Here is a 22,291-nt window from a genome sequence, read left to right as displayed (position 1 = left end):
ATCAGGCTGTTCCAGCGGAATATTTACTCACTTTGATAAATTGTTGATAAATGTTGTCTCTGGCAGGTTATAATTTTTATTTGTATACGCACAATACCGATATGCGAATGGGTATAAATGGTTTATCCGGAATAGTGCGTAACATAATGAATCAGGATCCATTAAATCGTGGAGTAATCTACTTGTTCTTCAATGGCAGGCGTACCCAGGTAAAGATGCTCGTTTTTGAGGGTGATGGCCATGCCCTTTACAATAAAGATTAGCTCAGGGCACATTGGGTACGCCTGTGTATGCCCAGACTACCGATCAGTGACACTGGACAAGAAGGATGTGATGCTGATTTTGGAAGGAGTTGAGATCAGGTATAGGAAAAGGTATGAGCGAAAAAATCAGACATAATCAAACCATTATAATACCTGCTGCGTTTATATAGCTGTAACCATTACAACAACGCAGTGCGCCCCGAATTAATTACTTCCATCACAGATGCTTTACAACAGGTCTCCACCTTAACAATGGCAAATGCCTACTTGTCAGAATCTGTGTCCCGGGAACGGATTACGTTTGGAAAAATCATCTACGACCTGAATAACCAACTGGAAGCAAAGCAAGAAGAATGTGTCAAACTGAATAAGTATTTTCATCAGGCACATAAAATCATGCTGGATAGGGAACAAATAATCAAAGACCTGGAAGAAAGGATTTTGATCCTTGAAAAGGCAAATGCTGAAATGAGAGAGAAGGCAGAAGCAGGATTACGAAAGGAAGTTCAGTTAAGGGAATTCTGTGATATATTGATGGGAAAGAAATCCGAGAAATTTATACCTGAATCAGCGGTTGTCAATGTTGCTATTCAGCAAACGCTGGGCGCTGAATTTGATGTGCAGGAGTTAGAAGAGATTATCAGCGTAGCAGTTACTCCTGCTTGTGTACAGCAAGCAAACCATGAAATAATCAAAGGCAATCGGAAGAGGAAAAGATACCAGGCACATCTTGGGAGAAGAGTTCAGCCTTCATGGCTAGAGGTTCAAACTGAGACTATAGATATCAGTATTGATAAAACGGGCCTCAAACCAACGGGCAAAAAGGTGACTACCTTTTATGATTATCCACCAGGAAAAATCATCAAAGTCCAGCAGGAGCACCTTCAATATATCAATGATGAGAAGCAGATCATCTGTGAGCCTGTAAAGCCGCGCATGGTAGAAAAAGGTACCGCAGGCAACAGATTGCTTGCATACCTTCATAGCCGCCGTTTTGGATATCGAGACCCTTACTACCGCCAGCTGAGATTTATCAAAAACACGACGGGTGTAGACTTTGCAGCATCGACGGTAGATGGTTGGGAAGAAATCTGTTATAAAAAACTTCAACGATTACTACGGTGCCTTTGGAAGGTCATTATGCAATCAAAATATATCAAGGCAGATAAGACGAAACTGAAGTACCTAAGCGATGTAGGCAAAGGGAAGCCATCTAATGGGTGGCTTTGGGTGTTCCTGTCACCAGAACACAAGCTAGTCTTGTTTGAATTTAACCCGTCAAGAAGCCAACATATACCAGCCGAAGTATTGAAGGATTTTAAAGGCATACTCCAGACTGATGGTCTCGGGTCATATACTGCTGCTTTTAAAAATAACGATGAAGTTACCATGATGAGTTGCCTGGTCCACATCCGTCGCGGGTTCAGGAAGGCAGAGGCGTATGACAAAAAACTTGTAGCAGAAGTACTCACACTCTTCAATGTTATCTACCGGATAGAAGCCTATGCCGATAAGAATAAATCTACTCCGGATCAGCGATTGCAACTTCGTCAGAAATATACCGTCCAGTTCCTGAACAAAATCAAATCAGGGTTACTTCACCAGCAAAATCAGGGTCATCTGCCAGGAACGCCTATCGCAAAAGCTGTCAATTACGCGCTGGGCCAATGGCCACGTTTAAGAGCATTTACAGAAAATGGATACGTCGATCCAGATAATAGCGGCGCCGAGAGGGTAATCCGACCTGTTACTATCTTCCATAAGAACTTAATGTTCGCAGGCAATGAACATGGAGCCGAACGTGTAGCTTTATTTTACTCTCTGATTGAATCCTGCCATCTCAATAACATCGACCCGTTTACCTACCTCTGTGATATCTACGATAGTCTGCATGACTGCCCTGCAAATCAGCTGATCAACTTATTACCTCACAACTGGAAGAAGAAAGGATAATGATGCAAAGGTAATGCCCTTGATGATTAGTTGATGAATGCCGAGGACCGAATCATTACTTTGTAATCAAAGCACCAGTTGACGGCTCGTTACCTTTCTCACTGTCTGCAACCTTCTACGATAGTGAAGGCAAAGAAGCCCTGAAAATCGTAGATAATAAACTTTACATTTCAGCAGATTATTGGGATGTAACAATGGCAGATGGAAAATTAACCGTGAAAGATCATGGAGAGGTACGTTTACGCATACTTTCCGAATCACCCCATAAGGTAATTATTCATTTATTGAAAATAGATCATAAAGGTGTGGGATTAACATGGTGATTTGGAAAATGACATGATTTCTGTATCATAAACATAGAGTGCCCAAGTTTTGGAGCACTCTATGTTTTCAGTATTTAATATGTCGTTGCATCCACCCCGGTATCGGCTCATTTTTTAAATAATAGTCGAAGAACTCCTTTGTCTTCTTCATGTAGTCTATCCTGTTCTCTAGGCTTCCTACGCCATGTCCGCCATCTTTATAAGACAATAGCCATGCTTTTTTCCCCTGGTGGCGCAAAGATAAGAACATCTGCAGGCTATGGTAAAAGGGAACGTTTCGATCATCCTCACTATGCAGAAATAGCACCGGCGTTTGAATATTCTTAGTTTTAAAAATTGGTGAATTGTCTATATATAACTGCGGTGCGTCTTCGAAGTCAACAGTCATTCTGGAATTGATTCTGGAAAAAGACCTTACTTCCTCATTGACTACACCTAGGTCAAAGGTATTATTAACAATACTTGAAAACCCCGCGCCCGATAATGCAGCTGAAAACCGATTTGTATGGGTAATGATCTGATTAACTTCATAACCCCCATAACTATGACCTGCAATTGCCATCTTGTTGCTGTCTATGTAGTTAAAGGTTGACAAATGGTCGGCCGCTGCATTGATGCTCATTAATACGTATTGCCCAAACTTGCCCTTTTCAATATAGATATCGGGTTGAAAAACCAGGTATCCGTTGCTAACAAGATGAGGTATATTTAAGCCAGAGGACACCGGGTCCACGGATAATGGCTCATTTAGGGTATTAGAAATATTTTGATAAAAATATAAGATAATGGGATATTTCTTATCAGGGTTAAAGTTCTCAGGTTTATACAGTAGGCCCTGGCAGACATTTCCAAGTTCATCTTTATAAGTATGCAGTTCTGAAGTAAGCCAATTGTATTTTTTCTCAGGGTATAGCGTAGTTAAAGTGTCAAATTTCCTGAATTGGGTGGTAAAGAATAGATCAGGAGTTTTATCTACGGTAGGGAATGCTACTATGAAGGCATCTGCATTTTTCGCTCTCTGAAAATATCTCTTAGGGACCTCTCCGTAAGGTTCTGCCCAAAAGAAGTTGCCGGCATACAATTCTTGAAATATCTTTCGTTTGATATTAAGTCTGTATAGCGATGATTCTTTGGTTTTGTGATTCACCCCATATACATACAGGTCTTTGGACGGATCAATGACCTGATTGTCCATTTTTTCACAAAAGGAGTAATGAATCAACCCATCATTTTTACCATTTGCAGTTAGGTTTCTAGGGCTGCATTTACCGGTTACGTCTAGTTCCCAGATGCCATGCATCCCAACCATGAGTACATGTGTAGTTCCCTTTATCCAGCCGATTACGCCTTTATAATTAGGTAACGTGGATCTTGTACGCCCATCGTAGTGGAGCATCTGTTTATTAATTTCCTGAGTGAAATCATATATAGCGTTCAACGGAACATCAAAACATTTGTAGACGTCGTCCTGGCCGTCTCTATAAGTTATAAATCTATTATCCGGTGAAAATTTAATATCATAGATACTGGTTATGGAAGATGACCGCAAAAGTGTCCGCTGACCGGTGGATCCATTGACCATGTAATAGGACTTGTAGGGCTTGTCTGCTGCTCTTTTACTTATTAATGAAGTATCGATGACCTCGATGACGAATTTGTCGCCCGAAATTTTATGAAGAACACTCCCTTTGTGCTCATTGCCAAATAAAAGTTGCGTTACTTTTCCGCTATTAATGTCAAGGGTAGTTAGGTTGCGCCACTCCCTCGGCCCTTTAAAAGCATTCATCTTATATTGACTATACAATATCTGGTCCTGGTAGCTCCAGATGTCAGGATCGGTCGGCTTCTTAATGTAGTTTACATCTGGTAAAAAAGTGAAATATAGCATCCGGCTATCATCAGAAAACTCCCAAATATCGTCGACAGAAATCACTTTATCGTTGGGCATGTGCCGAGGTTGAAGTATGGGGCTGGCTGTAGTCATTGTATGATCATAAAGCCAAAGTGTAAGTAACTTTCCCGTGTCTGTTGTAAATGCTATATCTGCTCCTGATTTACTGAATATTAGGTGTGACACAGCGGATCCTGAATAAATATCCCTATATACCCCGGTCGAGAGATTTAGCGAGGTTAAAGTATTGAGATTGGGGGTCTCGGCCACTTTTAATATTAAACTGTTGCCTGTGGGACTGATTTTATATTCTTCTACGTTGGCAAAAGATAGGTTGTTTTCAGTATTTAGATTAATTATGACCGTCTGTTTTGAAGAGTCAGATTTATAAATAAGATACTGTGCGCCTGCCCCTGCAAATAACGTGAAGCCTCCGGTTCTGGCTATTTCAGTTGACTCGGCACTGCCAACCTTCAGCTTGTTCAGTCTGCCGTTTTGTACCATATAATAGTATTTGGAATCCTGGCTGAACTCCGATTGGCCTAATGAAGTAAATTGTCTAGACCATGAGTTGTTTGTCGATTTAACGGTGGTAGTCGTCTGACCCAGTGGACTATTATATACGCTGTAAGAAGCAAATTTTCCATCATTGCTTAACTTAGATTGTATAACTTCCGGCCATTCCAGGAAGGTAGAATCTGTGATCAATTTCTTTTGCCCTATGCTGGATATAGACAGCAGAAGAAGCTGAACTACTACTATTATTCGAATCATCATTTTTCTTTTATCTTAAACTAAAAACTTTCGCTGCTATAGCAGCGCAGTTATTTGCTGATTTGTCAGCTAATTTTCTTAATCTCCTAACTTAGGTGTCTATCTCTCATATCTCCATCAGCTATAAGAACGTATTTTTACAGTGAAAGACGCTATAAAGGAAGATCATGTTTTTTATTAACTACACATTTCCATATCGAGTTGGCCATTTTACAAAGCATTTTCGTAACATATGAAGAGCGGTAGCTCTACACTATATATTTAAAGTCTTTTGCGCGCAAATTGATAAAGGGGGTAGCCGAAAACCCATGATCAGAGTAGGCACTCATATTCTTCACACAATAATTTTCAACATCATGAAACGTGCTAAATTCGTTCTCGCAGCTGTTGCTGTTATGGCTGTTGCGGGTAGTGCCTTGGCTTTCAAAAGCACAAGACTGAACAAAGTTCTGTATTTTACTACAGCAGGTACTACATCTTGTACTTTCACAAGACCAGGTTTTGCTACAACTACAGCTGTTCCAAACCAATTGCCAGTTACTACTTCTCTGATTCCTCTGGCAGAAACTCCAGGCATTTGTACAACTACTACGCTGTACTATACTGCTCCTTGATTGTAACTTTCTATACGCAGGATGTAAAACATCCTGCGTATATTTAAACCATCTTCTTGTCATGCTGGTAGCCATACTCTGGAGGGAGTATCCTTTAATTATTTTAAATCTCCGGAAGTATGCAGGATCATCTATGCCCAATTCGTAGTTGATTTCTTTCATATTCATATTTGTATGTTTAGTAATTATTTTGGATTCAGCATAGATCCGTTGTAGCAGCATTCCGTGGATCGACCCCTTTGCATTAGCTGCTAATACCCTATTTGCCACTTTTAAGCTTAAACACATTTGTGAGGCATAATAAAGGATTCCCTCATGGTACTTAAACTCTGCTTCGGTTAATTCGCCCAAAGACTTCAATATTTCTCTTCTGGCTCTATAAAGTCTGTTTTGTAAGCTGAGGGAATTATTGCGATATGTTCTTCCATAGATGTCATAGGTTATCGCGACCATTATTGCCAGGTTGGCACATTGTTTTCCATTTTCTGAATCACTTCTTTATATATTTTAGCATTTGCATCGCGCTTTTTTTCTTCAGCCAGGCTTAAAGCTCTTTTCTCTTGTTGTATGGCTTCCTCTTTTCTACCTATTTTATACAAAACATTAGCGTACGTATCGATTACTTCATCATCATGAGGGTTGTTTTTCATGATCACTTCGATAAACTGCAGGCCTTTTTTCAAATGCGCCGGATTCATACTTCTTTTAAAAATCACCTCATAAACCAGGTTGTTAACTTGCAGCGTACTCGCCTTCACAGCGTTTTCTATACCTTTTTCTTCAACTTTTTCTATTTCATATTTCACCACGTTTTCCCAGTCTTCCTGTTTGTAATACCATGCAAGTTTATGATCGAAAGCCAGACGTTTCCCGGTTTTTGAATCATACCGTTTAGTGACTTTGTACTCAATATCTTTCCAATCCGGTTCCTTGCCGCGTTTCTCCGCCGCCGTAATTAATGGCATGATGTAATCCCTGCTTATAAAAAAGGAAGTATATTCTTTGGATATTCCTGGTCTGAAAGCTGAGTCCAGTATCTGAGGATGATTATAAATATACCTCACCACTTTATCACTTTCATGGATGGTGGTAGGAAAGTGAAAAGCTAAATCTGTGAAGTTTTTAGTCAATTGACTTTCGATCCTGAGCTTGTCGAAATACAGATTTTTGTATTTGCTAACCAATACCCTGGCCAGACTATCGGCTTTCAATTCCTTTGTCCTGATGGCCAAATTGAGGAGAGCTGAATCTGGCAACTTGCCATCTTGGTACTGCTTTAACAGTGGATAATAAGCATTATTCAGGTCATTTGCTTTTTCAAGGACCTTCAGAAAGTCCGCGGCATTGTGAAAACCAAATTGCATCGTCAGCAAGTCACCTTTCGGCGAGAGAAATAGAAAGGAAGGGAATGCGTCTACATGATATTGTTTGCCCAACAGTACGGCATCTTTATACCATGCCTGAACTTCGGGATTATCGTTTTTAGTTTGGTCCATCTGGATTTTAACCGGCAGAAAATGTTCGCTTAGATAGTCACGAACAGTGGGGGCTGTGTACACCGAAGCATCCATTTCTTGGCAGGGGGCACACCATGTTGCGTAAAAGTCGATAAATATGTTTTTATTCGCTTTCGCCGCTTTTTCAAGTACGGATTGCCAGTTAGGCAATTTTTCAAATAAGTCGGCCGGGGTTTGGGCTAAAGAGAGCATTGGGGATGTAAGCCCTGCCAGCAGCACTATGACAATCTTTTTCATTTCATTTAGTTTATTGAGGAAAAGAGGGCTGCGATGCTTCACAGCCCTCACTAAGCTATTTTGAATACCCTGGAGTCTGGGCTAATGATGTATTAGCGGTCAACTCATACCTTGGAATAGGATAATAGGATTTGAATGATGACCACGTACCTTCTTTATCCGCTTGTTCATCTGTCAATATTCTATCGATATTACCTAAACGCCTCAGATCGAACCAGCGGTGAGCACCTTCGGTAAATAGTTCTGCCCTTCGTTCATCCAAGATCAACGGACGAAGTTGCAACTGGGTTAAGGAACTAGCGAATGCAGGAAGCGGATCGGGGACCGTACCCGGTCCTGATTCTCTGCGTTTTGAACGAAGTGCATTGAGGTCAGACACTGCGTCTGCTGTTTTTCCCTGCTCGTTATTAGCTTCAGCCCGTATCAGATATTGTTCCGCCAGCCGGAATACGATAGTGTATTCTTTAAGGTCTTTGGAGTTGGCTATAAACGGGACTTTGTATTTTGCTGGATAGTAATAGTCCCTGTTATTTGCATTGACAACACCCAGCCAGTTGCTTTTACGTGCATCGCCAGGTTTGAAGCTATTGACAAGTGACGTGGAGGCATAGATTGGATAGCCGCCGAATACATTACCGTTTGGACCTGTAGGGGGAAGGTTGAAAACGCTGCCTTCAAAGGTGTTGTAGCCAACATTGATGGATTGCAGTGCCCAAATAGTCTCGGAACTGTTCCTTAAAAAGGCAGATGTAACGTCACTCAAAGAATATTGTGTATTATCAATGACAGCAGTTGCTGCGGCTTCAGCTTCCGGATATTTCTTCTCATATAGATAGACCCTGCTTTGCAGTGCCTTGATGGTTGAAAGATTAGGACGCAGGCGCTCCGGAGTAGGTGTTATCAGATCTGAAGATACGTAGTTCTGATCGAGCAGTGTTTCAGCTGCAGACAGGTCTGATTCTATCTGTGCATACACTTCTGCGGATGAATTATTCTTCAGCACACTGTTTTTATCATAGTTAGTGGTCAAGACTAAAGGAACGTCACCGTAAAAGTTCGTCAAATAGAAATAATAGAATGCGCGGACAAAATAGGCCTCTCCCAATAGTCGCCTGGCCACAGCCTGGGTGAGATACCGATTGCCCTTTAATTGTTCAATGGCGGTATTTACCGTAAACATTTGCTTATAAGCGACAATCCAGTAGGTTTCGAACTGGTCCGAAGTCAGATATTGCGATTCCAGTGAATTTTTGTAATAATCTGTATACCGATAAGAGTTTTTGTCATAAAGTGACAAGTTATCAGCTGAGAGTTCCGGCAGGATCGCTGTTGAGACGTAGGAGCCGTTCCCGGTATTTCCGCTCATAGCAGTGAAAAGGCTTGTGCCAACCTGAATGGCCGAAGAATTGTCCCGGAATGCACTAACTGTTGTAACACTAGTCGATGGGGCATCTACTGTAATGTATTTCTTGCAGCCTGTTGATAATGAATTGCTGATGATGAGCCCTCCGATAATGAAGACTTTAGCATATATAGAGTTGTTAGACATATTTTTCATCGTTTAAGAGTTATAATGAAACTTGCAAACCCAGGGTATATGTTCTCAATGGAGGCAGGAAACCAATTGAATGCGTTTCCGGATCGGCACCCTCGTATTTGGTGATCGTGAGGAGGTTTTGTCCCTGCACATAGGCCCTCAGGCTGCTGATGCCGATTTTTCTGAATAATGTGGCTGGTATATTGTAGGAAATGGATGCATTCTTCAAGCGGAGAAAGGAGCCGTTGCTGTATTTCGCGTCGCTGTCCTTTGCATTTACAGTGGTTATTGAATATCCCGTAGTGATTTTTTCAACATCGGTAATATCGCCTTCTTTTTGCCATCTTTTGAGCATATATGTAGGTAAATTTGAACTTCCATAACCCGGGAAGAAGTTTTCATATTTAATGTTTGGAGATACCTGGTTAACATACTGTAACAGAAAGTCGAGGTCAAATCCTTTATAACTGATGGTATTGGAAAAACCGCCGTACCATTTGGGATTGATGTCAATCAGCTTTGTACGGTCCATGAAGAAATCTGGATAATTTAACTTTTCCCCTTTGGAGGTTACAAATTCGTATAAGCCTGTTGTAGCATTAACGCCAGCAAATTCGTATGCTTTGATGATATTAACTGGTTTACCAATAACGTAGGTATTAGCATAAGAGCTCCCCTCGAGTCCAGGAAAGTCAATCAGTTTATTTTTAGGAATAGTGGCATTGAACGATGTTCTCCAGGTAAAATCCGGCTTAGAGATGATCGATGCGTTCAACAACAATTCGATCCCGGTATTCTGAATGACAGCTTCAAAGTTCTTTTTGACATTGGTAAAACCAGTGAGGTTGGGCATAATGTAGTCGACCAACTGATTGGACGAGCGGTTGCGGAAATAATCGACGGTAAATGACAACCTATCGTTAAAAAATCCCAGGTCAATTCCTATATTAAATTTGTTAGTGCTTTCCCATTGTAGGTTTGGGTTGGCAAGCCTTGAAGGTATCAATGGAGTAATACCCTGATAGGGCATCCCTGATGGAACAGCGTCCAGCAGACTTGCATAAACATAGTCATCAATCTGATCGTTGCCGGTGATGCCATAATTTATCCTTAGTTTTCCGGTTGATATCCCTGAAGTTAAGTTCTTTAAAAAATCTTCATCGCCAAATAACCATGCTCCCCCTGCGGAAAAGAAGTTATGTAGTTTGTTGTTGTCTCCGAACCGGCTGCTGCCATCGCGTCTGGCAGTGAAATTCAAAATATATTTGTTGTGGTGACGGTAGTTTAGCCTACCGAAGATGGCATTGTATTTATATAACGTTTCCTTGCCTAAAAGTGGCTGTACATTGGTAGCTGCCCGTGGATTTGCCAGTTGACTGTTGTTGTTGAAGCCAAATGCTTCAATACCGCTATACTGGGTTTTCGTTTGCTGAAAACTGCTGCCGACCAGGAAGTCAATTACCCCATCGGGTAGATCCTTTCGGTAAGTGATCTGAGGCTCAATGATATAAGAGTTGATGGAACGGTCCTGAAATTTTGAACTCGAGGTAACACCAACGAACTCGGGGGAGTAGGATTCAAATTTTCTCAAAACCATTTCATCACCAAACAGCATATTGTATCCAAATGTGGATTTTACAGTCAATCCCGGTAGTAGCTCATAGCTGATTAAACTGGTTCCAAGCAAATTGTTGCTGGTACTATAATATTCATTGTATTTTTCTTTTAATGGATTGTCTCCAAAACTGTAGCGATTCGGGTCATTGGGAAATGGGCCCCAGTTGATTGAACCGTCAGGATTCAGCAAGTCAGGGGCATTGGGGGCTGTAGTAAGCACTGCTGATGCGAGATCAATTCCATTCAAACGATTATCATCCCGAAGAAACGATCCTTTAATCATGAAATTAAATTTCCTGTTGTCTGAGGTTGTATTGATAGTGAGATTGACATTGTATTTTTTATCAGCCAGATCATTCGGATATACGGTGGTCTGCTTTGAGTAGCCGCCGCCTGCTAAAAACGTCGTATTCTCGTTGCCTCCTGAGACATTTGCCTGCAGGCTGGTGAAATTAGCTGTGCCGCCAACGAGTTCCTTCCACCAGTCATGTTCCTTGTTATTCGCCCACACAGTCAGCGGATAGTTAGAATAATCAGGCACTGAATTTTCATTAGGGACATCTTCTCCCGAATTTTTGTATCCCTCACGTCTTAATTCCAGATATTGATCTTTATTGAGAAAATCAGGACGGCGTGTTACCTGGCTCCAGCCGGACTGCATATTTAAATCTACTTTTGTTTTGCCTGGCTTGCCTTTTTTGGTGGTGATCAGGATCGCACCGTTTGCTGCACGGGAACCATAAATGGCGGTTGCATCGGCATCTTTCAGAATGGTCACACTTTCTATATCAGCGGGGTTGATGAAATTGAATGTGCTACCTCCACTGGACGTTTTGGCGCCCAGAACATTTTGAGATATTTGATTGCCAACTAGGGAACTACCTGTAAAATCAGGTGAATAGGGAATGCCATCAATGACATAAAAAGGCTCAGTCCCTGAAGCCAAACTGTTAATGCCCTGCAACAAAACCCCAATTCGGCCATTAGTTTGTCCTGAGGTCTGTTGAATGAAAAGTCCAGGGATACGCCCTTGTATACCGAGAAGAGGGTTGCTTACCGGCTGCCTGGCAATTTGGGCTCCAGTAATTGTCCCTTGATTACTGGTTCCATATTTTTTCTCTATCTGACCATAGGCTATGATCTGGACCTCAGATAGATCAGCCTCAACATCCTTAAGGGTAACATTAGGCACCACACCGTTTTTGTAGGCTACCTCGCGGCTTTCTTTGCCGATCATGCGGATAAGCAAAGCACCATTTTCAGGTGCATCAGGAATGGTGAACCGCCCCGAGCCGTCAGTTACAGCCCCCAGATTGGTTCTTTTGACCATCACAGTTGCTCCAGGAAGTGGCTGACCTTCTTCGTCAGTAACTGTACCTCGTATAGTAGTTAATACATCTGATCGTAACGTTAACGTTTCACTTTTTTTTTCAGCGGGTTTATCCGCTACCATGATGAGTTTTCCTTCGATTTTGTAGACGAAAGGCTGATCCTCAAAAATCATTTGTAAAGCTGTTTCAATAGTGGCTGATTTGATGTTTATAGTAACTGGTTTTGCTTTTTTTGCTGCTTCGGGCGGCAGGGAAAAGCCATACCCAATTTGTTTGCTTGCCGACGACAGTACATCCCAAAGTTTAGCATTTTTATAGGATAGGGTAATTTGCTGTGCGTAGGTTCTGGCAGTGACCTGGAGATTGATGGCAATAAGTGCGATAATGATCTTCATAACTGCTAAGCGTTTGAACATTCGTGTCCTCAAAGGGCTATTTTCTTTAGAAAAAGAAGCCACGCCCCTTTGGTAATGAATTAAATTCATAGTTTTGCGTTTGGTTGGTTTTTTAATAATACTACTTACGGTGGTGTTAGGTATAGAACCGGCTTTCCTGGTTCTGTTTGCAATACAGAATCCGGATTAGTTTACACCACTTTTTAATTGATTTTCCCTGACTACTTTTTGTTGACGATTAGCCTCCTTTCTTCTGTTAGCGTAATTTTGATCCCGTTGCTGAATTCTAAACCATTGATGAAATCAGACAGTGTAAGATTGTTAGGTAACATCGCATTTACTGGTGTCAAAGGCAGATTTTGAATATCTGCGTCTACGTTATACCATCGGCAAATTTGACGTATGGCTTCTGGCAATGGTGTTTCCCTGAAAAGGAAATAACCGCTGTGCCAGGCTATTGCGTCTTCTGCATCTACGTTGTGTACCTCAAAATCTCCTGCTGATAAGAGCAAGGCTTGCTGACCGGGTTTTAACAGTTGCTTTTGGAGGGATGAAGATGTGAGTTCAACGCTGCCTTCTGCAAGCGTAGTTTTAAGCTGTTCATTGGGATAGGCACTTACATTGAAATGCGTGCCTAACACTTTTAGTTGTTGTCCTTTAGTGGTAACGAGGAATGGCTTGCGAGGGTCCCTGGCCACTTCGAAATAGGCTTCTCCGGTGATAACCACTTCCCTGGTTTCTTCTGAAAAACGCGCAGGAAATGTAAGTGAGCTGGACGCATTCAGATAAACATGGGTGCCATCGGATAATACCAGCCTGTACTGGCCGCCGCGCGGTGTTGAAATGGTGTTGGGACCTTCGGCCTCTTTTATATGGCTGGTTTGTGTTGTCTTACTGTCTTGACTAAACGTAACGGTTCCGCTGTTTACATTATTGGTTATGCTTACGCCAGTAAGGGAATGGTTACCCACTAATCCGCTTTGTGTATTTAGCGCAATGGTTTGCCCATTACTGAGTGTAAGCGTGGCATTATTGCCAGCTGGCTGGATTTGCTTTGCGGAAACCGCTTGATGCTGGATGTTTGGCTTTTGATGGCTTGCATAGTAGATGCCTCCCGCAGCACAGGCTACTACGGTAATAATCGCTGCATAACGCGCAAGTGCCGGTAATCTTCGCCTGACAGGTGTAGGAGATATATTGGCCCATATTTCTCGCTCTATGCGGTCATAGTCTATTTCGCCCTCAGGAGTTTTGCCGTCGTTTATTAAATGTAGAAAATGGCTTTCTACTATGGCAATCTCTTGTGCGGTACATTGGTTCGTTTGATACTTCTGTAGAAGCGCTAGTACTTCTTTTTCATCCATTATACGTTCCCGATTTCAGTATGACATACACGTTATAATAGTATAACAAGCAACTCAGTCTTTAGGGTGCTATTTTGGACAAGTTTTTTTTATTTTTTTTTATTAACGTAGCGTTAACTATATGTTATGTCTGTATTTCTATTTGTTTAGCCATAGAATGAGCGCCATGATAAATAGCAGAGAATGGGCTCCTAGTTTGCTCTTGAGAACTTTTATGGCTCTGGATATCTGGCTTTTAACAGTTTCTTCCGAAAGATTGGTGGCTTCTGCAATCTCCCTGCGAGACATATAGGCTTTGCGGCTCATCTCAAACACCTGGCGCATCTTTCGCGGCAGCTTGGCAATCTCAGCTTCAATTTGTCGCAGGACTTCGTTTTCCCTGACCTGAGCGTCGGTGATGTACTCGCCAGCGTCCACAAATTCTTTTAAGGAGGCTAAATAGCTTGCGCTACGTTTATTGCGTAGGCTGAGGTTGATGACGTTGTTTTTGACTATGGTATATAAATATGGGGCTATCCGGATTTTAGAAAAATCTGTTGTGCCGATATTGCAGTAGAGGGTGGTGAAGGTATCCTGGACGATGTCTTTGGCTTGCTCGTTGTCCTGAAGCATTTTTCGGGCAAATTCAAACATAATACGCCAGTAGCGCTTATAAATTTCTTCATAAGCGTGGACATCCCGGTTATTGAGCCGGTCGGTTAGTTCTTTATCAGTTAGCGTACTGTATATATTCATCCCTTCGTCTTAGTCTTAACGGTTGATCGGCGACCAGGCTACTTGGTACTAATGTAGAAAGTATATCTACTAAAAGCAAATACGGGCCGCTGATATTGGTATTTAGGGAATTTCTGGTTGAAGGATAATACAAATCGCGTTCCTTGTTGGTGTAGGCGGAGTTGACTTATCTCTTTTATTTAGCTAGTGCCCAGTTTGTACTGGCATGTTAAAATTAAGGACTGTGTGGGGAATATCCAAATGTTTAGCCCGGCAGAGGTGGCTGGTTATTTTTTTACAAGATAGTTGGTTGGGGAAGGTTACTTTTTTGGAGGTTTTTACTTAGCGGGGGAAAAGGGAAGGCTGAGCTTACGCCCGCCAAAATATGAAATTGAAATTACTTTGGATATAGTTTCTATTTACAAATAATGAGGTATTGCAATGCAATAACTAAAATTTAAGTCTATAATAAATCCTACCTTTTTTACTTAGCAGAAATAACAAATAAAAAAAGTAAAAAAACAAAGGAATTAATACTATGGGATGATGTAGCCAAGAACTTGTTTTCGTGCCAAAAAATAGATATACCAATGGTGAGGTAAATTGCATAAAGGTAGGCTCAGCTTTAGTGACACTGACGAATAGTAAATTATACAGCCCATATACACAAAGTATAATACCTAGTATAAACGTCCACTTACTATTCCACAACACCATCCATAAAATCAATATCAATACGCACAGAATGTCTCTACGGAAAAAACTACTTCCCAGTGCAGCAAAATAAATACTTACTCCTGTTATCAGCATTAATAGGGTTATTATAAACCACTTAATCATTTTCATTGTTAATATTTATAGTTGTAAAATCATTTATAGTTGTAAAATCCTCCGCCTGGTTCTTTTCTATATCCTTCACCTTACCATACTGTGACTAACATCGGTCAGGGTTTCCACTTTAGGCTTTTTTGTTGTCCAGTGCTGAAAAAGCAGTCAGCAAGCTCCTGCGACAGGAGGAAAAACTCTACCGAAAGGTGAAAAAAATCAGCCCAGAACAAGCCGAAGGCATTTTCCGCAAGGTATTGGACAGCTTACGCGGCCTAAAAACGGCCATGAAACTCGGAAAACTGCAATTGCCACCAGGTATCAAACAGCATATAACCGCGCTGGATAGTATGGGCACCTCTCTAAAATTTCTTGGCAATAACCACGCTCTTTTGCAAGGCAGCAAAGAAAAGCTACAAGGCGCTGTTAGCGGCATTCAATCCTTACAGCAATCACTGGATAATGCTGCACAGATTGAGCAATACATCAAAGTGTAGAAAAGAGCGCTTAAGGCCCAGCTAGCCCAATTTAACAGACTATCCAAAAACCTTCAGGCGATCAGCAAAGACGCCTACTACTACAATCAGCAAGTGAAAGAATACAAAAGCCTGCTGAGCGATAAAAAGAAAGCTGAAAAGAAAGCGCTGGAACTATTGTCCAAAAGCAAGATTTATAAAGACTTTATGCAGCGGAACTCACAGTTTGCCGGCTTACTTGGAATGCCATCTGCAGGTGGGGTTGCCCAAACTGAAGGCCTGCAAACCCGCTCGATGGTAGAAGAAGCCCTCAGGCAGCGCGTTGGCAACAATCCAGAATCGCGGCGGCCAGTTTCCCAATTGATGGACAACGCCCAACAGGAGTTTTCTAAATACAAGGATAAACTGCCCAACATGAGCACGATGTCTGACGAACCAGATTTCAAACCCAACCCAATGAAAGGCAAAACCTTCCTTCATCGGCTGGAATTGGGCGCCAACATCCAGTTTCAAAAGACCTCCCAGTATTTTCCGTCCAGCACAGAGATTGCCCTGCAGGCAGCCTATAAACTGCACCGCAAAAGTAGCGCAGGCCTAGGCGCATCTTACACCCTTGGCATAGGCACCGGCTGGAATCACATTCGCTTCTCGCATCAGGGCATCGGCCTGCGCAGTTTCCTTGACTGGAAACTAAAAGGCTCTTTCTATGTATATGGTGGTGCCGAGGCCAAATACATCAGCACCATTCGCAATGGCAATGATCTGAAAGCCTGGAACAACTGGAAACCGAGTGCCCTCCTTGGAATCAGCAAAAAATATAAAATCAACGCAAAACTGAAAGGCAACATACAGCTACTATACGACTTCATGGCCAAGCAGCAAATGCCGCTATCCAGCCCGATCATACTCCGGTTAGGGTATACAAAATAGTGAGTAGCGGTAAGGGACCGAATAGCGAGTAGGGGAATGCTCCTCTCCTGCTGGGAACGGTAAGAAATTCCCGATGTCCCAATCATTCCTCGCCAATCCTAATACCGCATGCTCTCCGCAGGCTACTACGCTAATTTCATATAGTATAACCAAAAATAGACACGATGCATACACATCATGAAAATAATGCCTTTTTCATTGTAGTACAATAAGGGGATCAGCTTCGGCTGACCTTTTTTCCGTGTGAGGCATCATGCCCAGTCGCTGGAATATGACATCAGGTAATTGTACTAGTGTCAGTTTGCTTCCTTAATGGGCGGCCTTGATCAAGAAGCCTCATTATAAAACCGCGCTGCCAGGTGCCGTTTTATCGTTGGCGGATGTTACGAATATCGGACGACTGCAACATTGGGTATAATGAAAATTATCCAATTCCTTACCGTCTTAACCTTGTTATGCCTGACCGGCCTCCGGCTAATTGCCCAACGCAGCTATCTCTATGTTAAAGAAGATACCTGCTATTCCTGTGGCCAGCGTATGCGCGGCTATACCATAGATTACCTATCTAACTACTTTTGCGTTCATCGTGATTCCCTCGTGTTTAGTGTGCCTCATGAACGTATTTCATTCGGCTCTCATGGCTCTTATAAGCGGGCGACGAGGTTTGCCATGCAGCTTCCGCTCCATTTACAGGAAACATTTATCAGCGGTTTCTACAACTATGCCTTCAACTTTCCGGACTATGAAAATATAGCAATCAAAATGAACAACTATATCAAAGGCCCACAAATCGACAGTAACTGTACACCTAATGCCGATGACATTGATAACCTCATACGCCACATCGATTTCTTTGACGACATCGATGTATCGCTGATAAGTGACCGAATTACCGAACTCTTTTTCAGGAACGGTCAGGCAATACTGCTATTGAATATCAAAAAGGAAAATTACTCCCGTTTCCTAAAAGCGGTAAATTCCTTTCGCATCACTGACTTAGGAGAATGGACTCAGATTAAAGGGAAAGAAGTTAATTGACGACGTTACAAGAATGCAGATTTAACGCGTTTGTTAACTAATTTTCAGTTGTTACGCTGTATCTTGAAACTCCATCTTAATAGCCATGGTCTATCAATTCTTTAATGCCACTGTCCATAGCTAAAGTTCCACCTAAATAGTATTCAGATTCTTGTACCTTTCGAACGCCTCCCGTAATGTGGCTGATAATAATATCGTCCGAATTAAATCCTAAACCACGCTTTGCAATAAAGTTATTAAGTTTAGGGCTTAAGAAACATGTATCCAATTCGGTTATCTTTCTCATCTCCCATTGTTTTCCAAAATACATATAAAGCCTTGCCTGATAATGTCCAACCTTATTTTTATAAATCACAAAACTTCGTATAACTCTTTTTGCACCATTACTATTGGCTTCAACAACATATATATCTTTTGGAAGATCTTCGGAAGATAGCTTATCCAGGAAACGATACCTTACAGATTTCTTGTTAACGCTGTCAGGTGAGGCAATATCCCAATAAAGCGGAATACCCCAACTTCTATTATCCAATGACGCAATTAGTGTACTGTCAGCAGATGCCACTTTCTGTGAAGCTAAGGATTTCAATGTTGCTTTATTCCATTCGAAAAAAAGTCTAATGACAGACAACTCACCTGGTTGCACCTGAGGCAATAGACTTATATTACATTTACTGCCGATCAATAACAAAAGAGCATATTTAGTCATATAAATTTTATTTATTTAACGGAAAATATGGTAGTTTTCTTAGTACTATATTATTCTGGGCTCGAATTTCATTCTCTTTTTTCCTTGCTCGAGACTCTGACTGTCATTCCCTTTTCACCCAAGTCAGGATCTATTTCTCCAGTAATCTCGTTACTATTTTTTACCATACTTGAGTTCTAATGCATGGAAAAGCTCATGTCCTAAAAGGACAAACGGGGAAAACCCAAAAGAAACATCAACGTTCACAATTGAAGTTGTTTTGTCACTTACATCATTTCTAATATATGGATTATATCTGATACTGGACCCGGAACCTTTTCCTGGCGTAGAACCATCAGTGAAATTCACCGGGTCATTCTTGTCAACGTCATCTGACTCTGTGATAAATACATCAGTTCCATCATGCTTTATGAGATCGGTGACTATTTCAGTAGATGCACGTATCCCGATAGGATTTCCATTAGCATTAACAGGAACTTCACCAGTAAATTCTACCTCATCATCTTTACCAACATTGCTGGTAAGCTCTACAACTCCAGTATTTAGTAATACCAATTTTGTGATGACAACTTCTGCAAATCGTTAAATGCGATGGTTCTAAAATGCCACTCTCGCGGGCATAAAATACAAACTAGTTGGTATTTGATTGGTGGTATAAGCTATATAATTTAGGCGCTACAACTAAATTAATATGGATTATCCTGTAGAAAAGGCTAAGTCAATTTTTGATTTGATCCGCTTAGTTAGTCCCTTTGCTTATCCTCTCTTAATCTCCCTTTTGTTTCCTGTAGTGTGGGTCACTTTAAAGCTATTTTTGGGTATAACGGTAAGGTTCCGGTAGACAGCATCTTCGGCATGTAAGTCTGAGGGTTTATGTTTGCGTTGTTTAAATATGCCCTGTATGCAATCATCCAATAATTCCACGATACGTTCATTTACAATATCGGAGAAGAAGAATATCGCGATGCAATGGAGCCAGTCAAACGTAAAGATGCAAGTGTTTTGTGATAATCATGGAATCACGGTCTCCATGCTCAAGAACTGGAGGAAGCAGTTTGCCACTCCTGCAAAAGTTCCCAGACGAAAACATTTCATTCAGCTGACACCTTCTAAGGCGAGTATACCAGATATTGCACTTCCATTCGCGGAGGTGATATCTTTATCAGGTAACAGGATAATTTTTCATTCGGCGGTCAATACAGACATGCTAAAAGAGCTACTAAACAGTAAATAAATGCTGGCACTCTCGTCCTCATGCAGGTATTTTCTGTATACTCAGCCAATCATGATAAGTAGTAGCTTTTACAAACTGGCGGCTATTGTCAATCAACAGATGCATTTGGATCCTTTAACCGGGGATGTCTATATTTTCTTTAACCGCAGAGCTACACATATCAAGCTACTTCAATGGCAGCAAGATGGATTTGCGATTTATTACAAGCGGCTTGAGAAGGGAACATTTGAGATTCCCAAACCAGGTGGGGTACAGTCTTCGCTTACTTCTACACAATTGATGCTTATTCTGCAAGGCATTCAGATGGATAAAGTCCAGTACCGCAGGCGGTATTTTCGACAATCTGCCGATCATTAACATCGCGCTAACAAATAATTGATTTACATGTGATAACATTGCAATTGCAATGAGTACGTCAGCAGAAGATAATGATTACAAACAGCTCTATGAGTCTGCCATCAACAAGGTTGAGCAGCTGCAGCATGAATTGAATCAGCTCAAGAAGATGATTTTCGGAGTTCGTCAGGAGCGATTTATTCCCGCAGATAAGAATCAACTGGCACTCGATATTCCAACAGAACAATCTGCTGCTGTTTGCAACGTGTTAGATGCAAAGAAGGTGACTTATGTGAAAGTTGTAAAACAAGATGCGACTCAAGCCAGAGATAGCCGTCATACCATACCATCTCACTTACGAAGAGAAGATGTAATTATAGATCCAGACCATATACCAGCTGGTAGTAAACATATTGGCACCACTGAAACTGAAGTGCTGGAATACAAACCCGCTGAAATTTATGTAGTCCGTTACATCCGTAACAAGTACCTTCTCCCATCTGCGGATGAGACGTCGTCAAAAATTATTGTTGGACCTTTGCCAACATTACCAGTTGCAAAATCGATGATGGGGCCAGGCTTACTGGCTCAACTGGTTGTTGAGAAGATCTGCGATCATCTCCCCGTGCATCGCCAGCAACAACGTCTGGAAAGAGATGGCATAAAGCTACCATACTCAACGCTGAGTGATGGTTTTGCTAAGACAGCTGCGTTAATTACTCCTATATACAGAGCGCTGGTAACAGAAGTACTCAACGCTGACTATTTGCAGGCTGATGAGACATCGGTACCAGTGCTCGACAAGGATAAGAAAGGGAGCACTCATCGGGGGTATTACTGGCTCTATCAGGATAGTATTAACAAGCTGCTTGTCTTTGATTATCAACCCGGGCGTGGCCGAGAAGGACCCGCAGAAATGCTGAAAGATTTTTATGGTACGCTGCAAACAGACGCTTACTCTGCATATAATAGCATCGTTGACACCAATAATATAACATTGATCCACTGTCTTGCTCATGCAAGAAGGTACTTCTCTGACGCTATTTACAGCGACCGAGAAAGAGCAGAATATGTATTGGAACAGTTACAGCTCGTCTATCAGATTGAACGCGATAGCAGGGCGTTAAATCACGACAATGAAAAACGAGCAGCTTCAAGACAGAAGCACTCCTTACCTATACTGAAGAAATTAGGAAGCTGGATGGAAGACCAATACAAGCAGGTACTTCCACAAAGCCCGATAGGAAAAGCCCTTGCCTATAGTATAAAACGCTGGGATAAACTCTGTGCCTTCGTGTATGATGGAAAGCTACATCCAGATAATAACGCGGCTGAGAGATCTATAAGAGCGACTGTTATAGGCCGAAAGAATTACCTCTTTGCCGGGAGCCATGAATCAGCAAAGCGAATTGCAATGCTCTACAGCCTGATCGGAACCTGTAAACTACATAACATTAATCCCAGCCTTTGGCTAAAGGACGTTTTAATGGTCATTAACGACCATCCCATCAACAGAATCAAAGAGCTCCTACCTCATATCTGGATCACGAAGCAAAAGTAACGCTCTCCAAAATCATTACATAGGTGCTGTCTACCGGATACTTACGTATAACGAGTAAAGAACCACCACCAGCCTCTACGGAAGGGGGACGTTTTAAAAAAGCTGTTTCAATTCTTAAGCGCTTATTCCAACAATTTCATCACAGCAGTGATCATTTCGTGTTCTATTTTTGTATTGCTCTTTTTTTCATCGGAGGCATAGTGCTAAAGTATGGCGAGAAACAAGAAGAAGGCATTCGTCAGAAAGCATTAGGATTAAAAAGTCGTTATGAGCGAAACTTGTTCTTGTTTTATTATGAAGTTGGACTTTTGGGTAAAGGGTACACCAGAGAAGACCTAAATAATATTTTGGAACGCTATCCAAATGAGTTTATACGTGATGCCAATCTGTTTATTTGTGTGGATTCGACTGTGAAGGCTAACGTGACCCGCCAGGTGTTTGTACTTCTTGATAATTACATTGAAACCAGCTTAAGACATAAGAATCGCCTGAATCTACAGAAGCTGTATGTAACAGATGATAAGTTTGTTGACAATGTTCGATACCTGTTTTCAGGCGATATTGTTAAAATGTTCCTTGCCCAACCTGCGATAGCTGCAAAATATAGCATTGAAGATGATGGCGGTGAGATGTATGTACGGAAAAAGTAACC

The 22,291-nt window shown here is 41.6% G+C and carries 18 protein-coding genes; 10 read left to right on the top strand and 8 right to left on the bottom strand.

Translation table 11 applies throughout. The features are described 5' to 3' along the window. Positions 1 to 50: 50 nt before the first annotated feature. Entirely contained in the window at positions 51 to 263 is a 213-nt protein-coding gene (tnpB, locus tag GWR21_RS31810; protein ID WP_162330039.1) for an IS66 family insertion sequence element accessory protein TnpB, read from the top strand. A 192-nt stretch (positions 264 to 455) separates the two neighbouring features. Continuing rightward, the gene (gene tnpC, locus GWR21_RS01610; RefSeq protein ID WP_162330038.1) at positions 456 to 2,216 is read left to right on the top strand and encodes an IS66 family transposase; all 1,761 of its coding nucleotides are present in this window, start codon (positions 456 to 458) and stop codon (positions 2,214 to 2,216) included. Between the two features lie 390 nt (positions 2,217 to 2,606). On the opposite strand, the gene GWR21_RS01605 is transcribed toward tnpC (GWR21_RS01610), so the two are convergent. Beyond that, positions 2,607 to 4,934 carry a S9 family peptidase gene (locus GWR21_RS01605; RefSeq protein WP_162330037.1) on the bottom strand — a complete coding sequence of 776 codons (2,328 nt, stop codon included), beginning with the start codon at positions 4,932 to 4,934 and terminating at the stop codon, positions 2,607 to 2,609. A 626-nt stretch (positions 4,935 to 5,560) separates the two neighbouring features. Here GWR21_RS01605 and GWR21_RS01600 point away from each other — a divergent pair. Beyond that, positions 5,561 to 5,818, top strand: a complete 258-nt coding sequence (locus GWR21_RS01600) for a hypothetical protein (protein WP_162330036.1) — start codon at positions 5,561 to 5,563, stop codon at positions 5,816 to 5,818. 452 nt (positions 5,819 to 6,270) lie between these two features. Here GWR21_RS01600 and GWR21_RS01595 read toward each other — a convergent pair whose 3' ends face one another. From GWR21_RS01595 to GWR21_RS01575, 5 genes are all read right to left on the bottom strand, one after another. Continuing rightward, the gene (locus GWR21_RS01595; protein ID WP_162330035.1) at positions 6,271 to 7,572 is read right to left on the bottom strand and encodes a thioredoxin family protein; all 1,302 of its coding nucleotides are present in this window, start codon (positions 7,570 to 7,572) and stop codon (positions 6,271 to 6,273) included. Between the two features lie 55 nt (positions 7,573 to 7,627). Then, entirely contained in the window at positions 7,628 to 9,121 is a 1,494-nt protein-coding gene (locus tag GWR21_RS01590) for a RagB/SusD family nutrient uptake outer membrane protein (protein ID WP_162330034.1), read from the bottom strand. 19 nt (positions 9,122 to 9,140) lie between these two features. Continuing rightward, complete coding sequence (locus GWR21_RS01585; RefSeq protein ID WP_162330033.1) at positions 9,141 to 12,542, bottom strand: SusC/RagA family TonB-linked outer membrane protein; 3,402 nt, start codon at positions 12,540 to 12,542, stop codon at positions 9,141 to 9,143. A 131-nt stretch (positions 12,543 to 12,673) separates the two neighbouring features. Further along, complete coding sequence (locus GWR21_RS01580; protein WP_162330032.1) at positions 12,674 to 13,816, bottom strand: FecR family protein; 1,143 nt, start codon at positions 13,814 to 13,816, stop codon at positions 12,674 to 12,676. Positions 13,817 to 13,954: 138 nt separating this feature from the next. Next, positions 13,955 to 14,551: an RNA polymerase sigma factor gene (locus tag GWR21_RS01575; protein ID WP_162330031.1), complete on the bottom strand. Its 597-nt coding sequence runs from the start codon at positions 14,549 to 14,551 to the stop codon at positions 13,955 to 13,957. A gap of 1,013 nt (positions 14,552 to 15,564) precedes the next feature. Here GWR21_RS01575 and GWR21_RS01570 point away from each other — a divergent pair. The 3 genes from GWR21_RS01570 to GWR21_RS01560 all read left to right on the top strand — a co-directional run bounded on the left by GWR21_RS01570 (position 15,565) and on the right by GWR21_RS01560 (position 17,799). Further along, positions 15,565 to 15,852 carry a hypothetical protein gene (locus GWR21_RS01570; RefSeq protein ID WP_162330030.1) on the top strand — a complete coding sequence of 96 codons (288 nt, stop codon included), beginning with the start codon at positions 15,565 to 15,567 and terminating at the stop codon, positions 15,850 to 15,852. A 93-nt stretch (positions 15,853 to 15,945) separates the two neighbouring features. Beyond that, complete coding sequence (locus tag GWR21_RS01565; RefSeq protein WP_162330029.1) at positions 15,946 to 16,761, top strand: hypothetical protein; 816 nt, start codon at positions 15,946 to 15,948, stop codon at positions 16,759 to 16,761. 417 nt (positions 16,762 to 17,178) lie between these two features. Then, positions 17,179 to 17,799: a hypothetical protein gene (locus GWR21_RS01560; RefSeq protein ID WP_162330028.1), complete on the top strand. Its 621-nt coding sequence runs from the start codon at positions 17,179 to 17,181 to the stop codon at positions 17,797 to 17,799. Between the two features lie 76 nt (positions 17,800 to 17,875). Here the strand turns inward: GWR21_RS01560 and GWR21_RS01555 are convergent, their stop codons facing one another. Both GWR21_RS01555 and GWR21_RS01550 read right to left on the bottom strand, forming a co-directional pair. Further along, positions 17,876 to 18,508, bottom strand: a complete 633-nt coding sequence (locus GWR21_RS01555) for a hypothetical protein (protein ID WP_162330027.1) — start codon at positions 18,506 to 18,508, stop codon at positions 17,876 to 17,878. Between the two features lie 153 nt (positions 18,509 to 18,661). Then, positions 18,662 to 19,063, bottom strand: a complete 402-nt coding sequence (locus tag GWR21_RS01550) for a type III secretion system effector protein (RefSeq protein ID WP_162330026.1) — start codon at positions 19,061 to 19,063, stop codon at positions 18,662 to 18,664. Positions 19,064 to 19,409: 346 nt separating this feature from the next. On the opposite strand from GWR21_RS01550, the gene tnpA reads away from it, so the two are divergent. The 4 genes from tnpA to GWR21_RS01530 are packed head-to-tail and all read left to right on the top strand — an operon-like array spanning position 19,410 to position 22,289. Next, on the top strand, positions 19,410 to 19,742 hold the full coding sequence (gene tnpA, locus GWR21_RS01545) for an IS66 family insertion sequence element accessory protein TnpA (protein WP_162330025.1): 333 nt from the start codon (positions 19,410 to 19,412) through the stop codon (positions 19,740 to 19,742). Continuing rightward, positions 19,743 to 20,099, top strand: a complete 357-nt coding sequence (gene tnpB, locus GWR21_RS01540; RefSeq protein ID WP_262888451.1) for an IS66 family insertion sequence element accessory protein TnpB — start codon at positions 19,743 to 19,745, stop codon at positions 20,097 to 20,099. Positions 20,100 to 20,148: 49 nt separating this feature from the next. Further along, positions 20,149 to 21,639: an IS66 family transposase gene (gene tnpC / locus GWR21_RS01535; RefSeq protein WP_162330023.1), complete on the top strand. Its 1,491-nt coding sequence runs from the start codon at positions 20,149 to 20,151 to the stop codon at positions 21,637 to 21,639. Positions 21,640 to 21,662: 23 nt separating this feature from the next. Continuing rightward, complete coding sequence (locus GWR21_RS01530) at positions 21,663 to 22,289, top strand: hypothetical protein (RefSeq protein WP_162330022.1); 627 nt, start codon at positions 21,663 to 21,665, stop codon at positions 22,287 to 22,289. Positions 22,290 to 22,291 lie beyond the last annotated feature (2 nt).

The sequence above is a fragment of the Chitinophaga agri genome, assembly GCF_010093065.1.
GTDB classification, from domain to species: domain Bacteria; phylum Bacteroidota; class Bacteroidia; order Chitinophagales; family Chitinophagaceae; genus Chitinophaga; species Chitinophaga agri.
The sequence above is the reverse complement of the archived record's forward strand: the minus strand, read 5'-3'. Positions and strand labels throughout refer to the sequence as shown.